Annotated in this window: 12 protein-coding genes and 1 pseudogene; 2 read left to right on the forward strand and 11 right to left on the reverse strand. The window is 59.9% G+C overall.

Annotated features, from left to right (window positions below):
• The 4 genes and pseudogenes from NKJ18_RS29965 to bluB form a co-directional block, all read right to left on the reverse strand.
• Nucleotides 1–501: pseudogene (locus tag NKJ18_RS29965) on the reverse strand (transposase); the annotation flags it as partial.
• A gap of 700 nt (nucleotides 502–1,201) precedes the next feature.
• Entirely contained in the window at nucleotides 1,202–1,456 is a 255-nt protein-coding gene (locus tag NKJ18_RS29970; protein ID WP_031197535.1) for a helix-turn-helix domain-containing protein, read from the reverse strand.
• A 451-nt stretch (nucleotides 1,457–1,907) separates the two neighbouring features.
• Nucleotides 1,908–3,728: a glutamine--fructose-6-phosphate transaminase (isomerizing) gene (gene glmS / locus NKJ18_RS29975; RefSeq protein WP_352756085.1), complete on the reverse strand. Its 1,821-nt coding sequence runs from the start codon at nucleotides 3,726–3,728 to the stop codon at nucleotides 1,908–1,910.
• A gap of 881 nt (nucleotides 3,729–4,609) precedes the next feature.
• On the reverse strand, nucleotides 4,610–5,245 hold the full coding sequence (gene bluB / locus NKJ18_RS29980) for a 5,6-dimethylbenzimidazole synthase (protein WP_023713007.1): 636 nt from the start codon (nucleotides 5,243–5,245) through the stop codon (nucleotides 4,610–4,612).
• Between the two features lie 1,017 nt (nucleotides 5,246–6,262).
• Here bluB and NKJ18_RS29985 point away from each other — a divergent pair.
• Both NKJ18_RS29985 and NKJ18_RS29990 read left to right on the forward strand, forming a co-directional pair.
• The gene (locus NKJ18_RS29985) at nucleotides 6,263–6,577 is read left to right on the forward strand and encodes a hypothetical protein (protein WP_023707027.1); all 315 of its coding nucleotides are present in this window, start codon (nucleotides 6,263–6,265) and stop codon (nucleotides 6,575–6,577) included.
• A gap of 1,136 nt (nucleotides 6,578–7,713) precedes the next feature.
• Nucleotides 7,714–8,469, forward strand: a complete 756-nt coding sequence (locus NKJ18_RS29990; protein WP_023731597.1) for a Crp/Fnr family transcriptional regulator — start codon at nucleotides 7,714–7,716, stop codon at nucleotides 8,467–8,469.
• 538 nt (nucleotides 8,470–9,007) lie between these two features.
• Here the strand turns inward: NKJ18_RS29990 and NKJ18_RS29995 are convergent.
• From NKJ18_RS29995 to panB, 7 genes are all read right to left on the reverse strand, one after another.
• On the reverse strand, nucleotides 9,008–9,973 hold the full coding sequence (locus NKJ18_RS29995; protein ID WP_023820363.1) for a hypothetical protein: 966 nt from the start codon (nucleotides 9,971–9,973) through the stop codon (nucleotides 9,008–9,010).
• 179 nt (nucleotides 9,974–10,152) lie between these two features.
• Nucleotides 10,153–10,563: a DUF2285 domain-containing protein gene (locus NKJ18_RS30000; protein ID WP_023673629.1), complete on the reverse strand. Its 411-nt coding sequence runs from the start codon at nucleotides 10,561–10,563 to the stop codon at nucleotides 10,153–10,155.
• Between the two features lie 58 nt (nucleotides 10,564–10,621).
• Entirely contained in the window at nucleotides 10,622–10,996 is a 375-nt protein-coding gene (locus tag NKJ18_RS30005) for a transcriptional regulator domain-containing protein (RefSeq protein ID WP_352461172.1), read from the reverse strand.
• Between the two features lie 22 nt (nucleotides 10,997–11,018).
• On the reverse strand, nucleotides 11,019–11,651 hold the full coding sequence (locus NKJ18_RS30010) for an acyl-homoserine-lactone synthase (protein ID WP_023707030.1): 633 nt from the start codon (nucleotides 11,649–11,651) through the stop codon (nucleotides 11,019–11,021).
• Between the two features lie 92 nt (nucleotides 11,652–11,743).
• Complete coding sequence (locus NKJ18_RS30015) at nucleotides 11,744–12,469, reverse strand: LuxR family transcriptional regulator (RefSeq protein ID WP_023673631.1); 726 nt, start codon at nucleotides 12,467–12,469, stop codon at nucleotides 11,744–11,746.
• A gap of 93 nt (nucleotides 12,470–12,562) precedes the next feature.
• On the reverse strand, nucleotides 12,563–13,426 hold the full coding sequence (gene panC, locus NKJ18_RS30020; RefSeq protein ID WP_023740408.1) for a pantoate--beta-alanine ligase: 864 nt from the start codon (nucleotides 13,424–13,426) through the stop codon (nucleotides 12,563–12,565).
• Nucleotides 13,423–14,283, reverse strand: coding sequence for a 3-methyl-2-oxobutanoate hydroxymethyltransferase (panB, locus tag NKJ18_RS30025; protein ID WP_352756080.1), 861 nt, complete (start codon nucleotides 14,281–14,283; stop codon nucleotides 13,423–13,425). The genes panC and panB overlap by 4 nt, the downstream gene beginning before the upstream one ends.
• Nucleotides 14,284–14,346 lie beyond the last annotated feature (63 nt).

The raw sequence follows: 14,346 nt of genomic DNA on the forward strand, positions 1-14,346 counted from the left end.
GAAGCTGTTGGCCTCCGTGCACAGCGTCGAAGGTGTCGTCAATGTCGAGTACGATCCGCTTCGGCACTTGCCGGAACGAGGCGCAATAGAGATCGGCCATCGCCCGTCCCATCGCGACCAGCTCCCGCACCCCGGGTAGGTTCTCCAGCCGGCACAGCGTCGATTGCGACGCCAGATCCCGACCCGACGGCAGCGCATCCTGGGCCATCTTGAAGACCGGATCGCGGCGCAGCCGGTTGGCGTCGTTGCCGTCCTCGTAGCCGGCGCCGATCATCTTCATGCGAAAGTCGATCATGTCCGCCAGGCTGTGGACGACCTGGTCCGGGCAGCGCGGATCGTCGATGCAACGCGCCAGACGCTCGGCCACCCGCAACCGCTTTTCCACCTCGGCCAAGGCCAGAACGCCGCTGTTGGACGCAGCATGCCGCCGTCGAAACGGGCGACGACGGACTAGCCGCCGACTGATGACAAACCGCTCAGCGGCAGCGCAAGATCGTTCATGGTGCGTGTGATCTCCGGGAAATTTCGGATCGGCTTAAGCAACCAAATCCTACGTCATTTCAACGGGCTTGCGCCACATCCACCAACCCCCATGAATTTTTCAGGCTGGCAGAGAGGGTGCTTGCGGTGCACTCACTGACACGAGATCGCAAATGGAGGCGCGTGACCACCAGAACTGGCGACACCCAAGGTGGTCCGCTGGACCCGCAGGAGGAACCACAAGGTGTCAGCGGGCAGAGCGCAAGCGAGTCCCTACTTCGATCTTTCTAGAAGCGCGCCGGCAGCCTGGGCGGGGGGCTTGGGGGTGAGACTGCCGGCCCACGCCACTCACGAAGAGCGGCCCCTTTTCCTGGTTCGAACGCCCATAGTCAACCCGGAAACGTCAGGATGCCCGCCATGTTACTTTCAGAGCGGCGCGACTTCGCCATGGTGGACGATTCAGCCTAGGAGTAGCCACTCTCGTAGGCCGAGTTGATGCTCAAGCCAGCATCGCCTTGCCGAACTAGGAAGAGTTCGCCGTTAGTCCTTCGTCGCGAGCCGATGCCGTCGTGCACGTTTCGTAGCACTCCGGGCGGCTATATCGCTTTGTTGTTCGGTGAGCTGCGCCAGAAGGCATCGCATCAATCAATCAAGCGTCGACATCAGCCGCAAGCTTCACATCACAACAGCTAGTCCACCCATTGCAGATCATCCGATCTGTTCAGGCGGCGTCCGAAATGTCCAACTCCGACTCAAGAATTCCCACAGGTATGGAAAGCGATTTCGCTATCCGATCCCGATAGCCCTTGCTGTACCTCAGACCTCGCTCGATGTTTTGGATTTCCTCAGCGGCCAGCCCGCACGCGACGGCCAGGTCGTCGATCGAATATCCAAGGTGCTCGCGATAAGCGCGGACGATGTGGGTTCCCTGGGACATAGCCGTCAAGACTGGTTCGGGAATGCGCGAATCCTTCATAAACATCTCCAAGAACTGGGAGCTCCCTCGGAGATTCCTCCCGAGGCGCACACCTAGCAAATAAAAAAAATGGTCGTCCATTCGGCCGAACCGGCCTCATGCATGGGATGGGCCGCTGAATTGGCCGGGCTGGAATATGGCGGCTCACCTGCTTCTGATCAAGTATCAAGACTGCCCGTGCTGAGAGCCTGGTCGGCGTAGCGCATGCGACCTGCGATCCTTCGTGGACCATTCTCGCCGATGGCTTTCTTGAACAGCAACTCGAACTTTCGGCACGGACACTGCTTCCTTCGGCAATCTCCACCGGCGAGGCAGCGAAAGACCCGCTCGTAACCGCTACCGAGTTTCGCAATTGCAGCAAACAATGGTCATCTGGTTTCATCCGGGCTTCGGATCCAGACAAGGGGTACCGCTTTCCTGGAGGCGCATCGCCACCTGTACAGGTTCACAATCATTCGACCGTGACCGATTTTGCGAGATTGCGCGGCTGGTCTACATCCGTCCCCATGAAGAGCGCCGTGTGGTAGGCTAGAAGCTGTATCGGGAGCGAGAAGATCATTGGCGCGATAATCTCGTCGACAACCGGCAGCACGAGCGTGTGCATGGTTTCGAGTTTCGATACGGCTGCCCCTTTTTCATCGGTGATGAGGATAATCCGCCCTCCACGGGCAGCCACTTCCTGCATGTTGGAAACGGTCTTGTCGAAAAGACGGTCATGGGGCGCGATGACGATCACCGGCATGTTCTCGTCTATCAAGGCGATCGGCCCGTGCTTCAATTCACCCGCTGCATAGCCCTCGGCATGGATGTAGGAAATCTCCTTGAGCTTCAGCGCACCTTCCATCGCTAGCGGGAAACTGGTGCCACGGCCGAGATACAGGACGTCACGACACTTTGACAGTTCGCGCGACAAGAACTCGATTTCCGGCTGGATGCTCTCGAGTACGTGGCCCATCACGCGCGGCAATTCGGCGAGGCTCCTGACGAGCTCCTGCAGCTCGTCTTCGGGGACCGTCCCGCGGGCTCTGGCGGCGCCGATGGCGAGTGCTGCTAGAACGGCAAGCTGGCAGGTAAAAGCCTTGGTAGAGGCGACGCCGATCTCCGGTCCGGCAAGGATCGGGAAAACCGTATCGGCCTCGCGAGCGATGGTCGATTCGCAGGCATTGACGATAGCGCCAATTTTCAGCCCACGCTCCTTGCAGTACCTCAATGACGCAAGCGTATCGGCGGTTTCGCCGGACTGCGAGATGAAAAGAGCTGCCGACTGCGGCGGCAACGGGATCTCGCGGTAACGGAATTCGGACGCAACGTCGATTTCAACCGTCAGGCGCGCATAGCGCTCGAACCAGTATTTTCCGATCAGTCCGGCGAAATAGGCGGTTCCGCAGGCAGAGATCGCCAAGCTCGGGACCTTGGCGAAATCAATGCCAGGAACCATGTCGCGACTGTCTATGATGTTAATGTAATGACGGAGAGCATGGGCGATGACCTCGGGCTGCTCGTAAATCTCCTTCTCCATGAAGTGGCGATGGTTGCCCTTGTTGGCCAGATCGGCCGCGGCCGTGGAGATATGGAGCGGACGCTCGACGGGACGGCCGTTGACATCGAAGATATGGGCGCCCGAATTGCCGACAACGGCCCAGTCGCCGTCGATGAGATAGGTAATTTCATTGGTGAAGGGAGCAAGGGCGATCGCGTCGGAGCCCAGGAACATCTCGCCGTCGCCGTGACCGATCGCGAGCGGTGGCCCGTTGCGCGCCGCCGTGATGGTCGACGGTTCATCTTCGAAGAGGATGGCAAGCGCATAGGCGCCCTTGACGCGTTTCAGCATGGCACGCGTGGCCTCTTGCGGCCTCATGCCCTCTCGGCGGTATCTTGCCAAGAGATGCCCAACGACCTCGGTGTCGGTGTCGGTCTGGAACTCGGCGCCATCCGCCGCCAATTCGTCCTTCAGCTCGGTGAAGTTCTCGATGATGCCGTTATGGACTACGGCGACACCGTCGCTAAAGTGCGGGTGCGCATTGCGTTCGGTCGAGGCCCCGTGGGTTGCCCAACGCGTGTGGCCGATGCCGACGTTGCCGCTCAGCGGCTCTTCCTTCAGTCGCCTCTCGAGGTTGACGAGCTTGCCCTCGGCGCGCCGGCGGTGCAAGGCACCCTCGATGATCGTCGCAACGCCGGCGGAATCATAGCCGCGATATTCCAAACCCTTCAACGCGCCGATCAACCGATCCGACACCGGCTGTTGCCCAACGATGCCAACAATCCCGCACATGTTCGTCTCCGCATCTTTGCGGGCAGCACCAGCCCACGCGAGACGGATACCCGTCCGGCCGCTTTAAGTGGCGGCCTTGTAGTAGAATTCCATAATATTGGTAAAATTGATTGTTGTGATAACTACCATCCACCCGATGGATAGGTCGGCCGCTGTGGAGCCACGACCCAAACTTCTATTCGCGCCTGACGCTCTTATGAGGATCGCAGACTCACACCCGCGGCAGGATCACGGCCTCGGAAAGGCCAGGAGGCCTTGGACAGTGGACGGACGACGGGCCTGCGGCCCCTTGTCAGGCAGTCGGCATCTAGGAGCATGGTGCCGCCGACTTGGGCATCGGCGATGGTCTGTCTTGGCGACAGCCTGAGTTCGCTTCAGGACCGTCGTCGTCTCGCGCGGCTGCCGGTGTCAGTTGACGATAACAAATGTCCGCCGGGGGCGAGCGCCTCGCGCACGGCACGTGCCAGCCGCGGTCGGTCCGGGACGCCGTCGAAGGCGTTGGCCGTGAAGACTCACGGGGCGTGACACCAGAGTAGCGAGTTCGTAGCGCGTAGCCGGCGACGAATTCGCAATTGGTCGCGCCGGCGCCGGTCAGCCGGCGCTGCGCGGCCTCCAGCTGGTCGGCGTAGTGCGACGACATGGCGGGTGATCGTGGCGATCGGCACAGCCGCCCCGCAACAGAGGTCGACCACCTCCATGCCCGGCTTCAGCCCGGTTGTCGCAAGCGCCATCTTCGCTGCGGTCGCGCTTGTCATGCTGCTCTTTCCTGGCCTTTGCAAGAACACGAACCTCGGCTTCGGTTGGAATGGCAATGTGGCGAAGGGCGACCCGATCTGCGTCAAGCTCATCGCCAGGGAAGAGGCGAATGATGAGCAGCCCCACTATCGCCTGATCACCACCGGCGGCCGCCGATGTTCCCAGCATTCGCGTTCCAAGGTCGGCATGTCGTGCTCCTCGCTGGCATAGCCAAGGCAGAAATAGCCGATCAGCGTCCATTCGGGCGGCGTGTCGAGAATTTCGGCCATCTCGGTCGCATCGAGGATCGACACCCAGCCCATGCCGATGCCCTCCGCCCGCGCCGCCACCCACAGTGTGTGCACTGCCATGACGGCCGAATAGTCGATGGTCGCCGCCATGGTCATGCGACCGAGCCCATGGCCTTGTCGGGTCGTGCGGTCGGCGAAGACCGCGAATTGACAGGGCGCCTCGTCGAGCCCGGCAAGCTTCAGCCGGGCATAGAGTGCGGCGCGCTCTCCCGAAAAGCGCGTGAGCGCCTCAGCATTGCAGCGCTCGAAGCAGTCTCTCACGGCAGTGCGCCGCTTGAGGCTCTCGACGACTACGAAGCGCCAGGGCTGGCTGAGGCCAACGGAGGGCGCAATGCTGGCGAGCTCGAGCAGGCGTTCCAGCGTACCCTCTGGCAGAGCCGTCGGCTCGAAGCGCCGCACATCCCTGCGCCAGCGCAGCAGCGTGATCAGCTCGGCGCGAAAATCGTCGGTGAAATCTGGAGGTGACGGCATGGCGGTCTCGTTAGGTATGGATTGGCATTAGGGAGTACAGTGTGGACAGCCTCTGCCTATTGCCAAGCTGGCTTGTTGCGTCCGACAATCGCGTCATGCGACCCCGACCGCAAACGATAGAAAAATCTTTCCTCGTGGGCGGCGCTATTACGATGCAATCGACCAAGCCAGTTTCGATCAGCTCGCACCGCGGTGAATCGTGTACCAGGCCGTTGCTAAATGCGCCATTGACACTCAGGCGCACCCGTATCGCTCACCAGGCCTCCGAATGCAGAGAACGTCGGCCTGGAACGCGGAGACAGCGACAGGCATCTCAGCTTGCATATACTCGTTCCTGCCGCATCGCCCGCAACTCAGTTTGCTTCCGACCACGTCGGCCTCGACGTCCCCGAAGATTCCCCAGGTCATTCGGCAGATACCATCGTCTGACGTCATAGCGCCGCAGCGGACAGCACCAGCTGCCCAGTTCCATTTGGTGCATCGCTGAGCTTCCAGTCGCCACCGCAATTTCGTCTTCCACCAGCGTCAGGCATGACCCAAATTGGAGCTCATCCCTCTCACAGTCGATTCGCGCTTGAACTATATGTTCTACTTTCGTTCACTGTTCGGACGGCACATTAGAAAGAGCTGGAATGGAATCTATCATCAGCCCTCGACAGCCGCCAAAGGTGGCCGCTGTTCAAGCCCGCCGAAAAGTTTGGATGCCGTTCACAAGGGGAGAGCATTGGTGGGACCATGCCGGCACCATCTACCTCTTTGTTCTTCTCGGGGAACATCGCCCGGGCCAGTGGTCTCAATCGTGACCGGAGAGTAAAAATAACTGACGCGCATCAGGGCTCGCGCATGTGGAACGAGATGAGCATCCCAGTTACTGGCACATTCTACAATCAGCTACCAATTGACAAAACGTAAGGCAGGAGACGGTTGAGACGTGGAAGGTGTTCGACCGTCGTACCGCAGAGTCGCCATAAGTCGCATTTACGAGGTCCTGATATTTGATGCAAATGGCTGGGAACGTTGCTCACCCTCAACTCGGAGGTGACCGTTACCATCAACAGCGGATGGGCTGGTGCCGTCATGAAGTTGGAGGGCGACTTTCCTCCTCTAGCCGTTTTCGCAACCTATTCCGTCGCCGTCTCGGTCAAGATCATAGATATCGGTGCCTACGACAGAGACCGGCCCGTGTACGTATGCGGGACCATTGCCCTTTCCGGAGGAACAGTCGACATCGCTGGCGATTGGAACACAGGCGCCTGTGTAGTTAGGGTCGCAGGATTCTTGGCCATGAGCGCTGCTGATGAAGGACGCCAGACCCAGAGCGACCGCGCCTAGACGATGAAACCGCATCAAACACCCGCCAGCCAACACCCAAGAAATCTTAGCGGGCATTTTAGCTCCATGCAATATTAGCGCTGGCTTGGGCGCCTATATATCACCACCAAGCTCCAAAGAGATAAGTTATTGCCCCACTGCAATGATCAAGATCGCGTTGAGGGTCGCGCGATGGCGGGCTACTTGATTTCGGTTTGGCAGATGCGCGGCCAAAGACCGACGCGTGCTGCCAGGCATATGCATCTGCGGCGGGGTTTGACTTTTGATATTGCGAGGCAGGAAGGTCGCTTGCTGTACAGAGGAGCTTATTGCCGAGGTCGAGAATCTTAGTGCCGATCGATGGTAGTGCATCCACATCAGTCTGATTTTCGACAGCCGTCGTCGAGCCGGAGTGCGCATCTCCCTCTGCGGTGAGGCCTCCGTAAGCGTCTGCGACGACCGACAGAGTCGACAACCACGCGCTTCGTTCAGCCCCCGAGGTGATCATGGCTGAAAGCGGTCCTACAAGGGCGGGCGATGTTAGCCGTCAAGGCCGACAAAAGGCAAACGCTGTGGGATCGTGTGCAGGGCGAGGTCGGCGTCCCGGTCCCGAATGAGCATAAGAAGGACAAGGCGGAATGGCTGAAGCCGGGACTGGTCGGCCGGGTCAGGAGGTCGAAGAGCGAAGAGAAGCTGCGCCACGCAAGGCTACCGGATTTCTGGGAGGATAACCAAAGAGCGCGGTCAGTCTTGGGTATATTGTACGATTGTTACCCAAGCGGCGGCCGGCATGGAACTCTCATCCTCGTGGAGCTAGGGTTGTGCTATGGCACAGCCCTTTCAATCCGCCCCAATGAGCGCTTCATTTCAGATGATCGTGGACCACTATGAGACAGCGGTTTCACTCCAGGAGCGCATTGTAACTCGCGCTCGACAAGTCGGCTTGGCGACCAAAAGCGATGACGAATTTCTGGAGCATCTGAATGCCGCGTTAGAGCGGGTGCGCCAAAGCTTGGCTCGGGCCGATTAACGTAATTGATTAAAAAATGGGACATCCGCGGTCGGCAGGCATACAGTGTGCCATCGACGGCAACTCTAAGGGCGTCCGTCGGCTGTGAGCGATCAACATGCTTCCGCCCCAATAGGGAGAGGGAGCTATGACAGACTCCAGTTCACAAACTCACACTGCCGCGCAACGCGACACCGGCCAAAATTCGATCTATCGCAATTCGCTGCTGCTACGAATGTGCTCGGCAGATTTGGCATTGCTGCAACCTCATTTCGAAAGCGTCTCCCTTGGGCTGAAGACGCATCTCGAAGTGGCGGGGTCACCAATCAGCACCGTGTACTTCTTCGAGAGCGGTCTCGGGTCAGTGGTGGGCGAGCTGCGGCCTGGTATCGAAGCTGAGATCGGAATCATTGGTTGTGAGGGCATGACCGGCTCAGCGCTTATCATGGGCGATGACCGGTCAACGCACGATTGTTACGTCCAATTAGAAGCCCGAGCCTTTGTTATCGACGCGGGCCTCTTCACCAAGGCGCTTCTGACAAGCCCAACCTTGCGAACCTTTCTGCTCCGCTACGTTCACTACTTTCACCTCCAGGCAAGCTTCACCGCGCTCAGCAATGCCCGGATGAACATAGTCGACAGGCTCTCAAGATGGCTGGTGATGTGTGATGATCGCGTCGACGGGAACAGCTTTGCGATTACGCACGAGTTCTTATCAGTTATGCTCGGTGTCAGGCGGCCCGGCGTCACCATAGCGCTGCAAACCTTGGAGGGCCAAGGTCTGATACGCTCAATGCGAGGAGAGGTAGTCATTCTTGATCGCGCGCGTCTAATTGCGCTGGCAGATGGGTCATATGGCAGGGCTGAAGCCGAATACGCTCGGCTAGTCGGCAAACTGCATTGATCGCAGGCGCCGCGGCGTCCGTAGCGCCGCGACGGTGATCGCCAACGAATGTGCTCGACAGGAGATGGTCGATCTCCTGCATTGGAGTCACGTAAGCCGCCTAGACAGAGCCTTCACCGCCGACGTTGCCGAGCATCGGGATCCAAGACGAAGCTGTCATGCCGGCACCGCTGCATGCGCCCCGCGAGGAACAAACCGCCCCTCGCCTTCGTTCAGGATCCCGAAGCACGATACGGCTGTGCACCACCTTCCGGCCACTCAAAGGAGACCCGAGACGACTTGGTCCGTAAAGGAGGTTTTCGAAGAGCATCTGAGGCTTCGCGCGGCAGGCGATATCGAGGAGGATCTCTTGGGCGCACTGCCATCTAACCTCGATTAAACAGGCACTGATGCGCTGGCTGGAGCAATGGCGAGACTCATTGCACCAGCCAAGTTCAGGGCATGTGCAGACAACCGCTTTTGGCCCGGAACAGATCGATTGGCGGCATAGCCTTATCTTTCCCTCACAACGGGAAGGCTGTTTCGGGACTTTTCGAAATCAGCGGATCACAGGCTCGCCATGGAAGCGGCGGCGCGATGGAGGAGAAACGCCGAAGCCAACTTCCATCATCAGCCGTGGCCTGTGCGACGGCACGGTGCCCATATGGAACCCGAACGGATCCTCGACGAAACCGAAACCGGCCATGCCGGTCAGCGTGACCGGACTCTGCTTGCCGTAGACGTCCAGAATCTCTTGCGCTGGATGGCCGACGACAAGCGTAAATTGGTGCTTGAGGGCACGGCGATCATGGCTGCCGCGAACATAGATATGCGGGCCGGTCCCCTCGTCGACGGGCACCAGATAGAAAAAGAACTTCAGCATCCGCCAGTCGTCCAGGTCGAAGTGGTATTTGCCGAGCGAAGCCAGGTTCTTGTCCGCGTCAGACGCCTGGCCGGTCGGGAAGCTCCACCAGACGCGCGTCGTGATCAGCGTCGCCTGGCCGCCGAGATAGTGCGCCGCGATATCCATGAGCAGCGGATCGTTTTGGATGGCAACGGCCGACTTACAGCCCAGAATGCGCTCGAAATAATGGCCGCTGAGCAACGGACGGCCAAATCGCGCCTCAGCCTCCGCATGCTCCGCCGGCATGAACTCGAGTCGGCGATCGAAATTGCCGAAACAAGGTGTGCACCTGGCGAATGCGGCTACATCTTCAGCCACCATTGCAGGCAGGACAAGGCCGGGAAAAAGCCCATCCATCCGCAGCGCGTCGACAACGTCGTGGCAATTGACACCGGCAAACATCGTGTCCTGGGCTCTTTGCGGCCTTCGGACCGGCTTTGCACCACGCCAGTGCATTCTCCGTGCCGGCATGGTGCGCGCTAACATGAACATGGGCAGCCACGCCGGGTTCTCGCGAATATCCGACAGGTAGGTCGGAATGCGTACGGCTATGCGACGCAGCATGCTGCCGTTTCGCGCGATTGTCTCAAGGCTTGCAGCGCCGGCTTTGTCGGAGTTCATAACGGTCATCGGGGTCCTCAGGTCATGAATGCACTTATCGACGAAGTTGGGTCCCGGTGTTTCGCCGAAACCCGATTCGCCGCGGAAGAACTAGGCGCTTGCCACGTTTTGTGCAACGCACCATTGCAGTGAGAAAATGGAGGTTGCGCGTTCGTATAAGACAATCGCAACCACTCCAATTACCTCAGGAACTGTCTGTAGCCGCCGCCCATCAGGTAGCGGCCGCGTTGGATGGCGCGACGTACCTGATCGCGAAGATGGCCGCCTGGATGACGCCAATCTTCTTCGACACGGCGTCTCCCGAACAAGGCAATGGCGACCTCCTGATGAGATGCTCCCGCCAGCGAGCCATCCAAAGCCTGCAGTACAATACGCAGGCGCGCTCCGCGGTGTTCCGGCGGAAAGCAAGCAGCTGACACGCGGCGGCAATCATTGATGTCGTTCAGGAACTGAAGGGCAGCGACATGGAACTTGAGGTGCTGCGGCTGAAGGATTGCGTCGACATATAGCCGCAACGGGCGGAGGACGGACGCACCGGAAACGGCGATCTGCAGACTCCGGCAGTTCTCCCTCAGCAGCACGTGCTGCATGCCCGCAGCTGTCAGCAGGATGTCCTTGCAGCATGAGAGCGAAGAAAGGTGAAGCGGTTCAAAATCGTGGTCGAGCCCCAGCGGCTCCGCGGCCGCTCGTAGAATACAGGCGCAATCGCGCGGATCCCAAAAGACCCTCGCCGATGTAGCGTCCGACTGTGGCGCGTCCGCGAAAAAGGAGGCTCCATTGTCTTAGGAAAGCTGATTCTGTCGTCAACTCGATTATCTTCATGTCGGCCTGGGTTCCGACGAAGCAGGCGGACGGTGCCATTTTGGCGTGGTCGCGCTGGAATTGTGGATTGCGCCGAAGAAACTCCCAGGCCCAGCCAGTGCGTGGCAATCGTCTGGCGTAGTGGTAAGCGTCCTGGCGACGCCAGTCCGGCCAGCATACAAGGCCGACCGTCGCTTCCTTGGGCAAACCAGCATCCTTCATGGCACAGGTGTCCACAATGGCGCTATGCTGACGGGCCTAGAACCGGTTGCCACAGTACCGGTCCGCTCAGACGTCCCCTGCTGCGGATGCGCAAAAGGCTCGCGTGGGAAATCTCGAGAAACCCAGCCACCGCCTCCGTTTTGCCGACGCACTTGGGTTCTCCGATGCGCGACAATGGCCACGTAGCAAGGCGGAGGATCCGCTCCATGCGCGTGTCCGTCACCGTTACGATCCGGGTCAGATCCTTGGCCAAGCCGAACTCGATCATGCCCGCGAAGAGCTCGTAGGTCGCCTGGGCCAGCCCGCCCGCTGCCTTGGGCGCCGACGGAGGAAGATCGAGCGCGAAACGACTGCTCTCCCATATGTCGGTGGTCGAGGGCACGACGTCAGCACCCAGCAGCACCGGGAAGGTGTCGCGCAACATTGTGGGTCCGGTGCTGGGCAAAAGACGCACGCAACCGCGAATTCGCCAGTCGGATCCTTTGAGGAGCAGATAGACAGGCTTGAGAGCATCAAACGGATCGGATTCCATCTGGTCTTCGGTATCAACTTCCCAATCGAGCCTTTCCTTGAACACCCGAAACCTGAGCCCGTGCATCTCTTTGAGCTCGCCTGCAAAATCACTGTAAAAGTCTGGTGCTATCAGTTGCATCATGGTCGCCTCCATGTGGGATGTGTTCCCGCCATCGAAGGGCAAAGCTGACAGCGATGCAGCCTGTAGAGGTTTACAGGTATCGTGGCTGAGAATCAGGATCTCGTCAGGCCGGAGGCAGCCATTCGTGCAACGGCTTGGTTGATCGTTCGAACGCCAAACTTTGCCTTGGCGTTTTCCAGATGAAAGGTCACGGTGCGCTTTGAGACGCCGAGAAGCTGGCTAGTATCCCAAGCCGACTTGCCGCGCGCCGCCCATTTCAGACACTCGAACTCCCGCGGGGTGAGCGTTACACCATCCACCACGCGATGATCGGCGAGCCTTCGCCGGACATGGATATGAAAGTTGATGGCCACCAGCTGCAATGCTTTTTCGTAACGTGCCAGTGACCGCAACAGAGGCGGACGGGACTCGTCGGAAGCAAAGGTCAGGGCAGCAAACCGGCCGAGATGATCATGCATGGACATCGTCAGGCCGCCGCAGATGCCAAACTCAGCCGCACTCTCTAGAATTTGTTGCTGCGAATTCGGCAGACCGTGCCGAGCGCGATCCACACCCCAATCGAATGTATCCCAGCCTTGCAGCCCGCGCAGGATGACCGGATCGAGACTGTGGTACCGCTGTTGCAGATAACGTGACGTCCAGGATGAAGGATAGTTTGAAATCAATTGGGGGGCGTCGCCGGAGGCTGACGGGTAGGTGAAATAGGCGAATAGCGGGAAGTCGAAGCCGGCTGCAGCGGAGGCCATTGCCTCACAGAGATCGGCAGCATCAACACTTGCAGACAGTTGCTCGACGAAGTTCTCAAACACGCGATGCATGTGTCCTGTGCGTAACCTCCGTAACGCTCAATGCTAGGCAGAGACCTTGTTTTAGATGATCCCGGACGAATACGGCGCGTGCCGAGAACGTGGCTAATCTGTTGAACCAATCCGAAATAGTCTGACGTTGTCTATGAGCCGTGTGCCGCCGAGCCAGGCGGCGGCAAGCAACCGTGCCGGTCGATCGAGGCTTGTTATCGGGTGCAGATCTGCCTCATCGCGAAGTTCCAGGTATTCGACCTCGCGATAGCCTGCAGCCAGAATTGCTGCGCGAGATTCTGCAAGCGTTGGCAGGATGGGTGAGCCGCGCTCAAGCCGCTCAGCCGTCTTGAGCAGGACCGATGATAGCTTGGGAGCAACAGCGCGTTCCGCTGGCGAGAGCCGCACATTGCGCGATGATAACGCAAGACCGTCGGCTTCGCGGACTGTCGGACAGGCAACAATGGTGATTGGAATATCCAGATCCCGGGCCATGCGCCTGACCAGGTGAATTTGCTGAAAGTCCTTTTCGCCAAAGAAGCCGAAGTCAGCGCTGGTCTGCAGGAAGAGCTTGGCGACGACGGTCGCCACGCCGTCGAAATGCCCCGGCCGGAATGTACCGCACAGGCCTTCGCTGACACCGCAAACCGAAACGGTGGTGGCGAAGCCCGCCGGATACATCTCCTCTGCATCTGGCGCATAAAGCAGGTGCGCGCCAACCGGTGCCAGTTTGGCGGCATCCTCGTCCTCGGTGCGGGGATACGCGGCAAGATCGGCCTGGCTGTTGAATTGCTTCGGGTTGACGAAGAGCGTCACTATCACACGGTCTGCCTTCTCGAGTGCAGCGCGCACCAGGCTGAGATGGCCCTCATGCAGGACGCCCATCGTTGGCACCAGGGCTATCCTCACACCTTCGCAGCGCCATGCGGCGACGCTTTCGCGAAGCTGGTCAACGCTCCTGACGATCGGCACGCTCACGCTGCTTCTCCGCTCTTGGTGGCGTCCGTGTCGGCGGGCTTGGGCGCATCGGCAAACACGTGCTCTGCGGCGGGAAACTGGCGCTCCTTCACCTCGCGCGCATAGGAAGCGATCGCAGCCGCAGCCGCCTCCCGGAGTTCAGCATAGCGCTTGACGAACTTGGGCCGGAAGTCGCCGAAGAGGCCCAGCATGTCGTCGACGACGAGAATCTGGCCGTCACAGGCTGCCGAGGCACCGATGCCAATGGTCGGGGTCGCCACCTCCTTGGTGATCCGGCGGGCGAGCGCCTCAGGAACCTTCTCCAGGACGACCGCAAAGGCGCCCGCTTCGCCCACCGCAATTGCGTCGCGCCTGATGCGCTCGGCATCCCCGCCCCTGCCCTGTACGCGGTAGCCACCGATGGTGTTGATGGCCTGCGGCGTCAATCCGACATGGGCCATGACGGGCACGCCGCGTGCGACGAGGAAGCCGATCGTCTCTGCCATCGCTTCGCCGCCTTCGAGCTTGACGGCCGTGCAGCCGGTCTCGGCCATGACGCGCGCGGCATTGCGGAAAGCCTGCTCTGGGCTTTCCTCGTAGGAACCGAACGGCAGGTCGACCACCATCAGCGCCTGCTTGATGCCACGGCGCACCGCCTGGCCGTGCGTGATCATCATCTCCAGCGTGACGCCGAGCGTCGAGGGCAGGCCGTGGAGAACCATGCCGACGCTGTCGCCGACGAGCACCACATCACAATGGGGATCGACAAGCCGGGCGACTGGGGTGGTGTAGGCGGTAAGGCAGACGAGCGGCGTCCCACCTTTGCGCGAACGAATATCCGGCGGTGTGATCGCCCTGGTGTCACCATAAGCGCTCATGGGACCCTCCTTCCCCTACGTTACCAGCTGCGGCTGTCGCCTTTGGCACATTTTTGTGCAGGT

Origin of the sequence: Mesorhizobium sp. M0217, from assembly GCF_040321955.1 — a bacterium.
GTDB lineage: Bacteria > Pseudomonadota > Alphaproteobacteria > Rhizobiales > Rhizobiaceae > Mesorhizobium.

Coding starts and splice junctions, on each gene's coding strand:
- bluB (WP_023713007.1), bottom strand. CDS start 5,245: ATGCCGTCACCTCCAGATTTCACCGACGATTTTCGCGCCGAGCTGATC.
- panB (WP_352756080.1), bottom strand. CDS start 14,283: ATGAGCGCTTATGGTGACACCAGGGCGATCACACCGCCGGATATTCGT.
- NKJ18_RS30005 (WP_352461172.1), bottom strand. CDS start 10,996: ATGAAGGATGCTGGTTTGCCCAAGGAAGCGACGGTCGGCCTTGTATGC.
- NKJ18_RS30010 (WP_023707030.1), bottom strand. CDS start 11,651: ATGATGCAACTGATAGCACCAGACTTTTACAGTGATTTTGCAGGCGAG.
- glmS (WP_352756085.1), bottom strand. CDS start 3,728: ATGTGCGGGATTGTTGGCATCGTTGGGCAACAGCCGGTGTCGGATCGG.
- NKJ18_RS30000 (WP_023673629.1), bottom strand. CDS start 10,563: ATGCAGCACGTGCTGCTGAGGGAGAACTGCCGGAGTCTGCAGATCGCC.
- NKJ18_RS29970 (WP_031197535.1), bottom strand. CDS start 1,456: ATGAAGGATTCGCGCATTCCCGAACCAGTCTTGACGGCTATGTCCCAG.
- NKJ18_RS30015 (WP_023673631.1), bottom strand. CDS start 12,469: ATGCATCGCGTGTTTGAGAACTTCGTCGAGCAACTGTCTGCAAGTGTT.
- NKJ18_RS29990 (WP_023731597.1), top strand. CDS start 7,714: ATGACAGACTCCAGTTCACAAACTCACACTGCCGCGCAACGCGACACC.
- NKJ18_RS29995 (WP_023820363.1), bottom strand. CDS start 9,973: ATGAACTCCGACAAAGCCGGCGCTGCAAGCCTTGAGACAATCGCGCGA.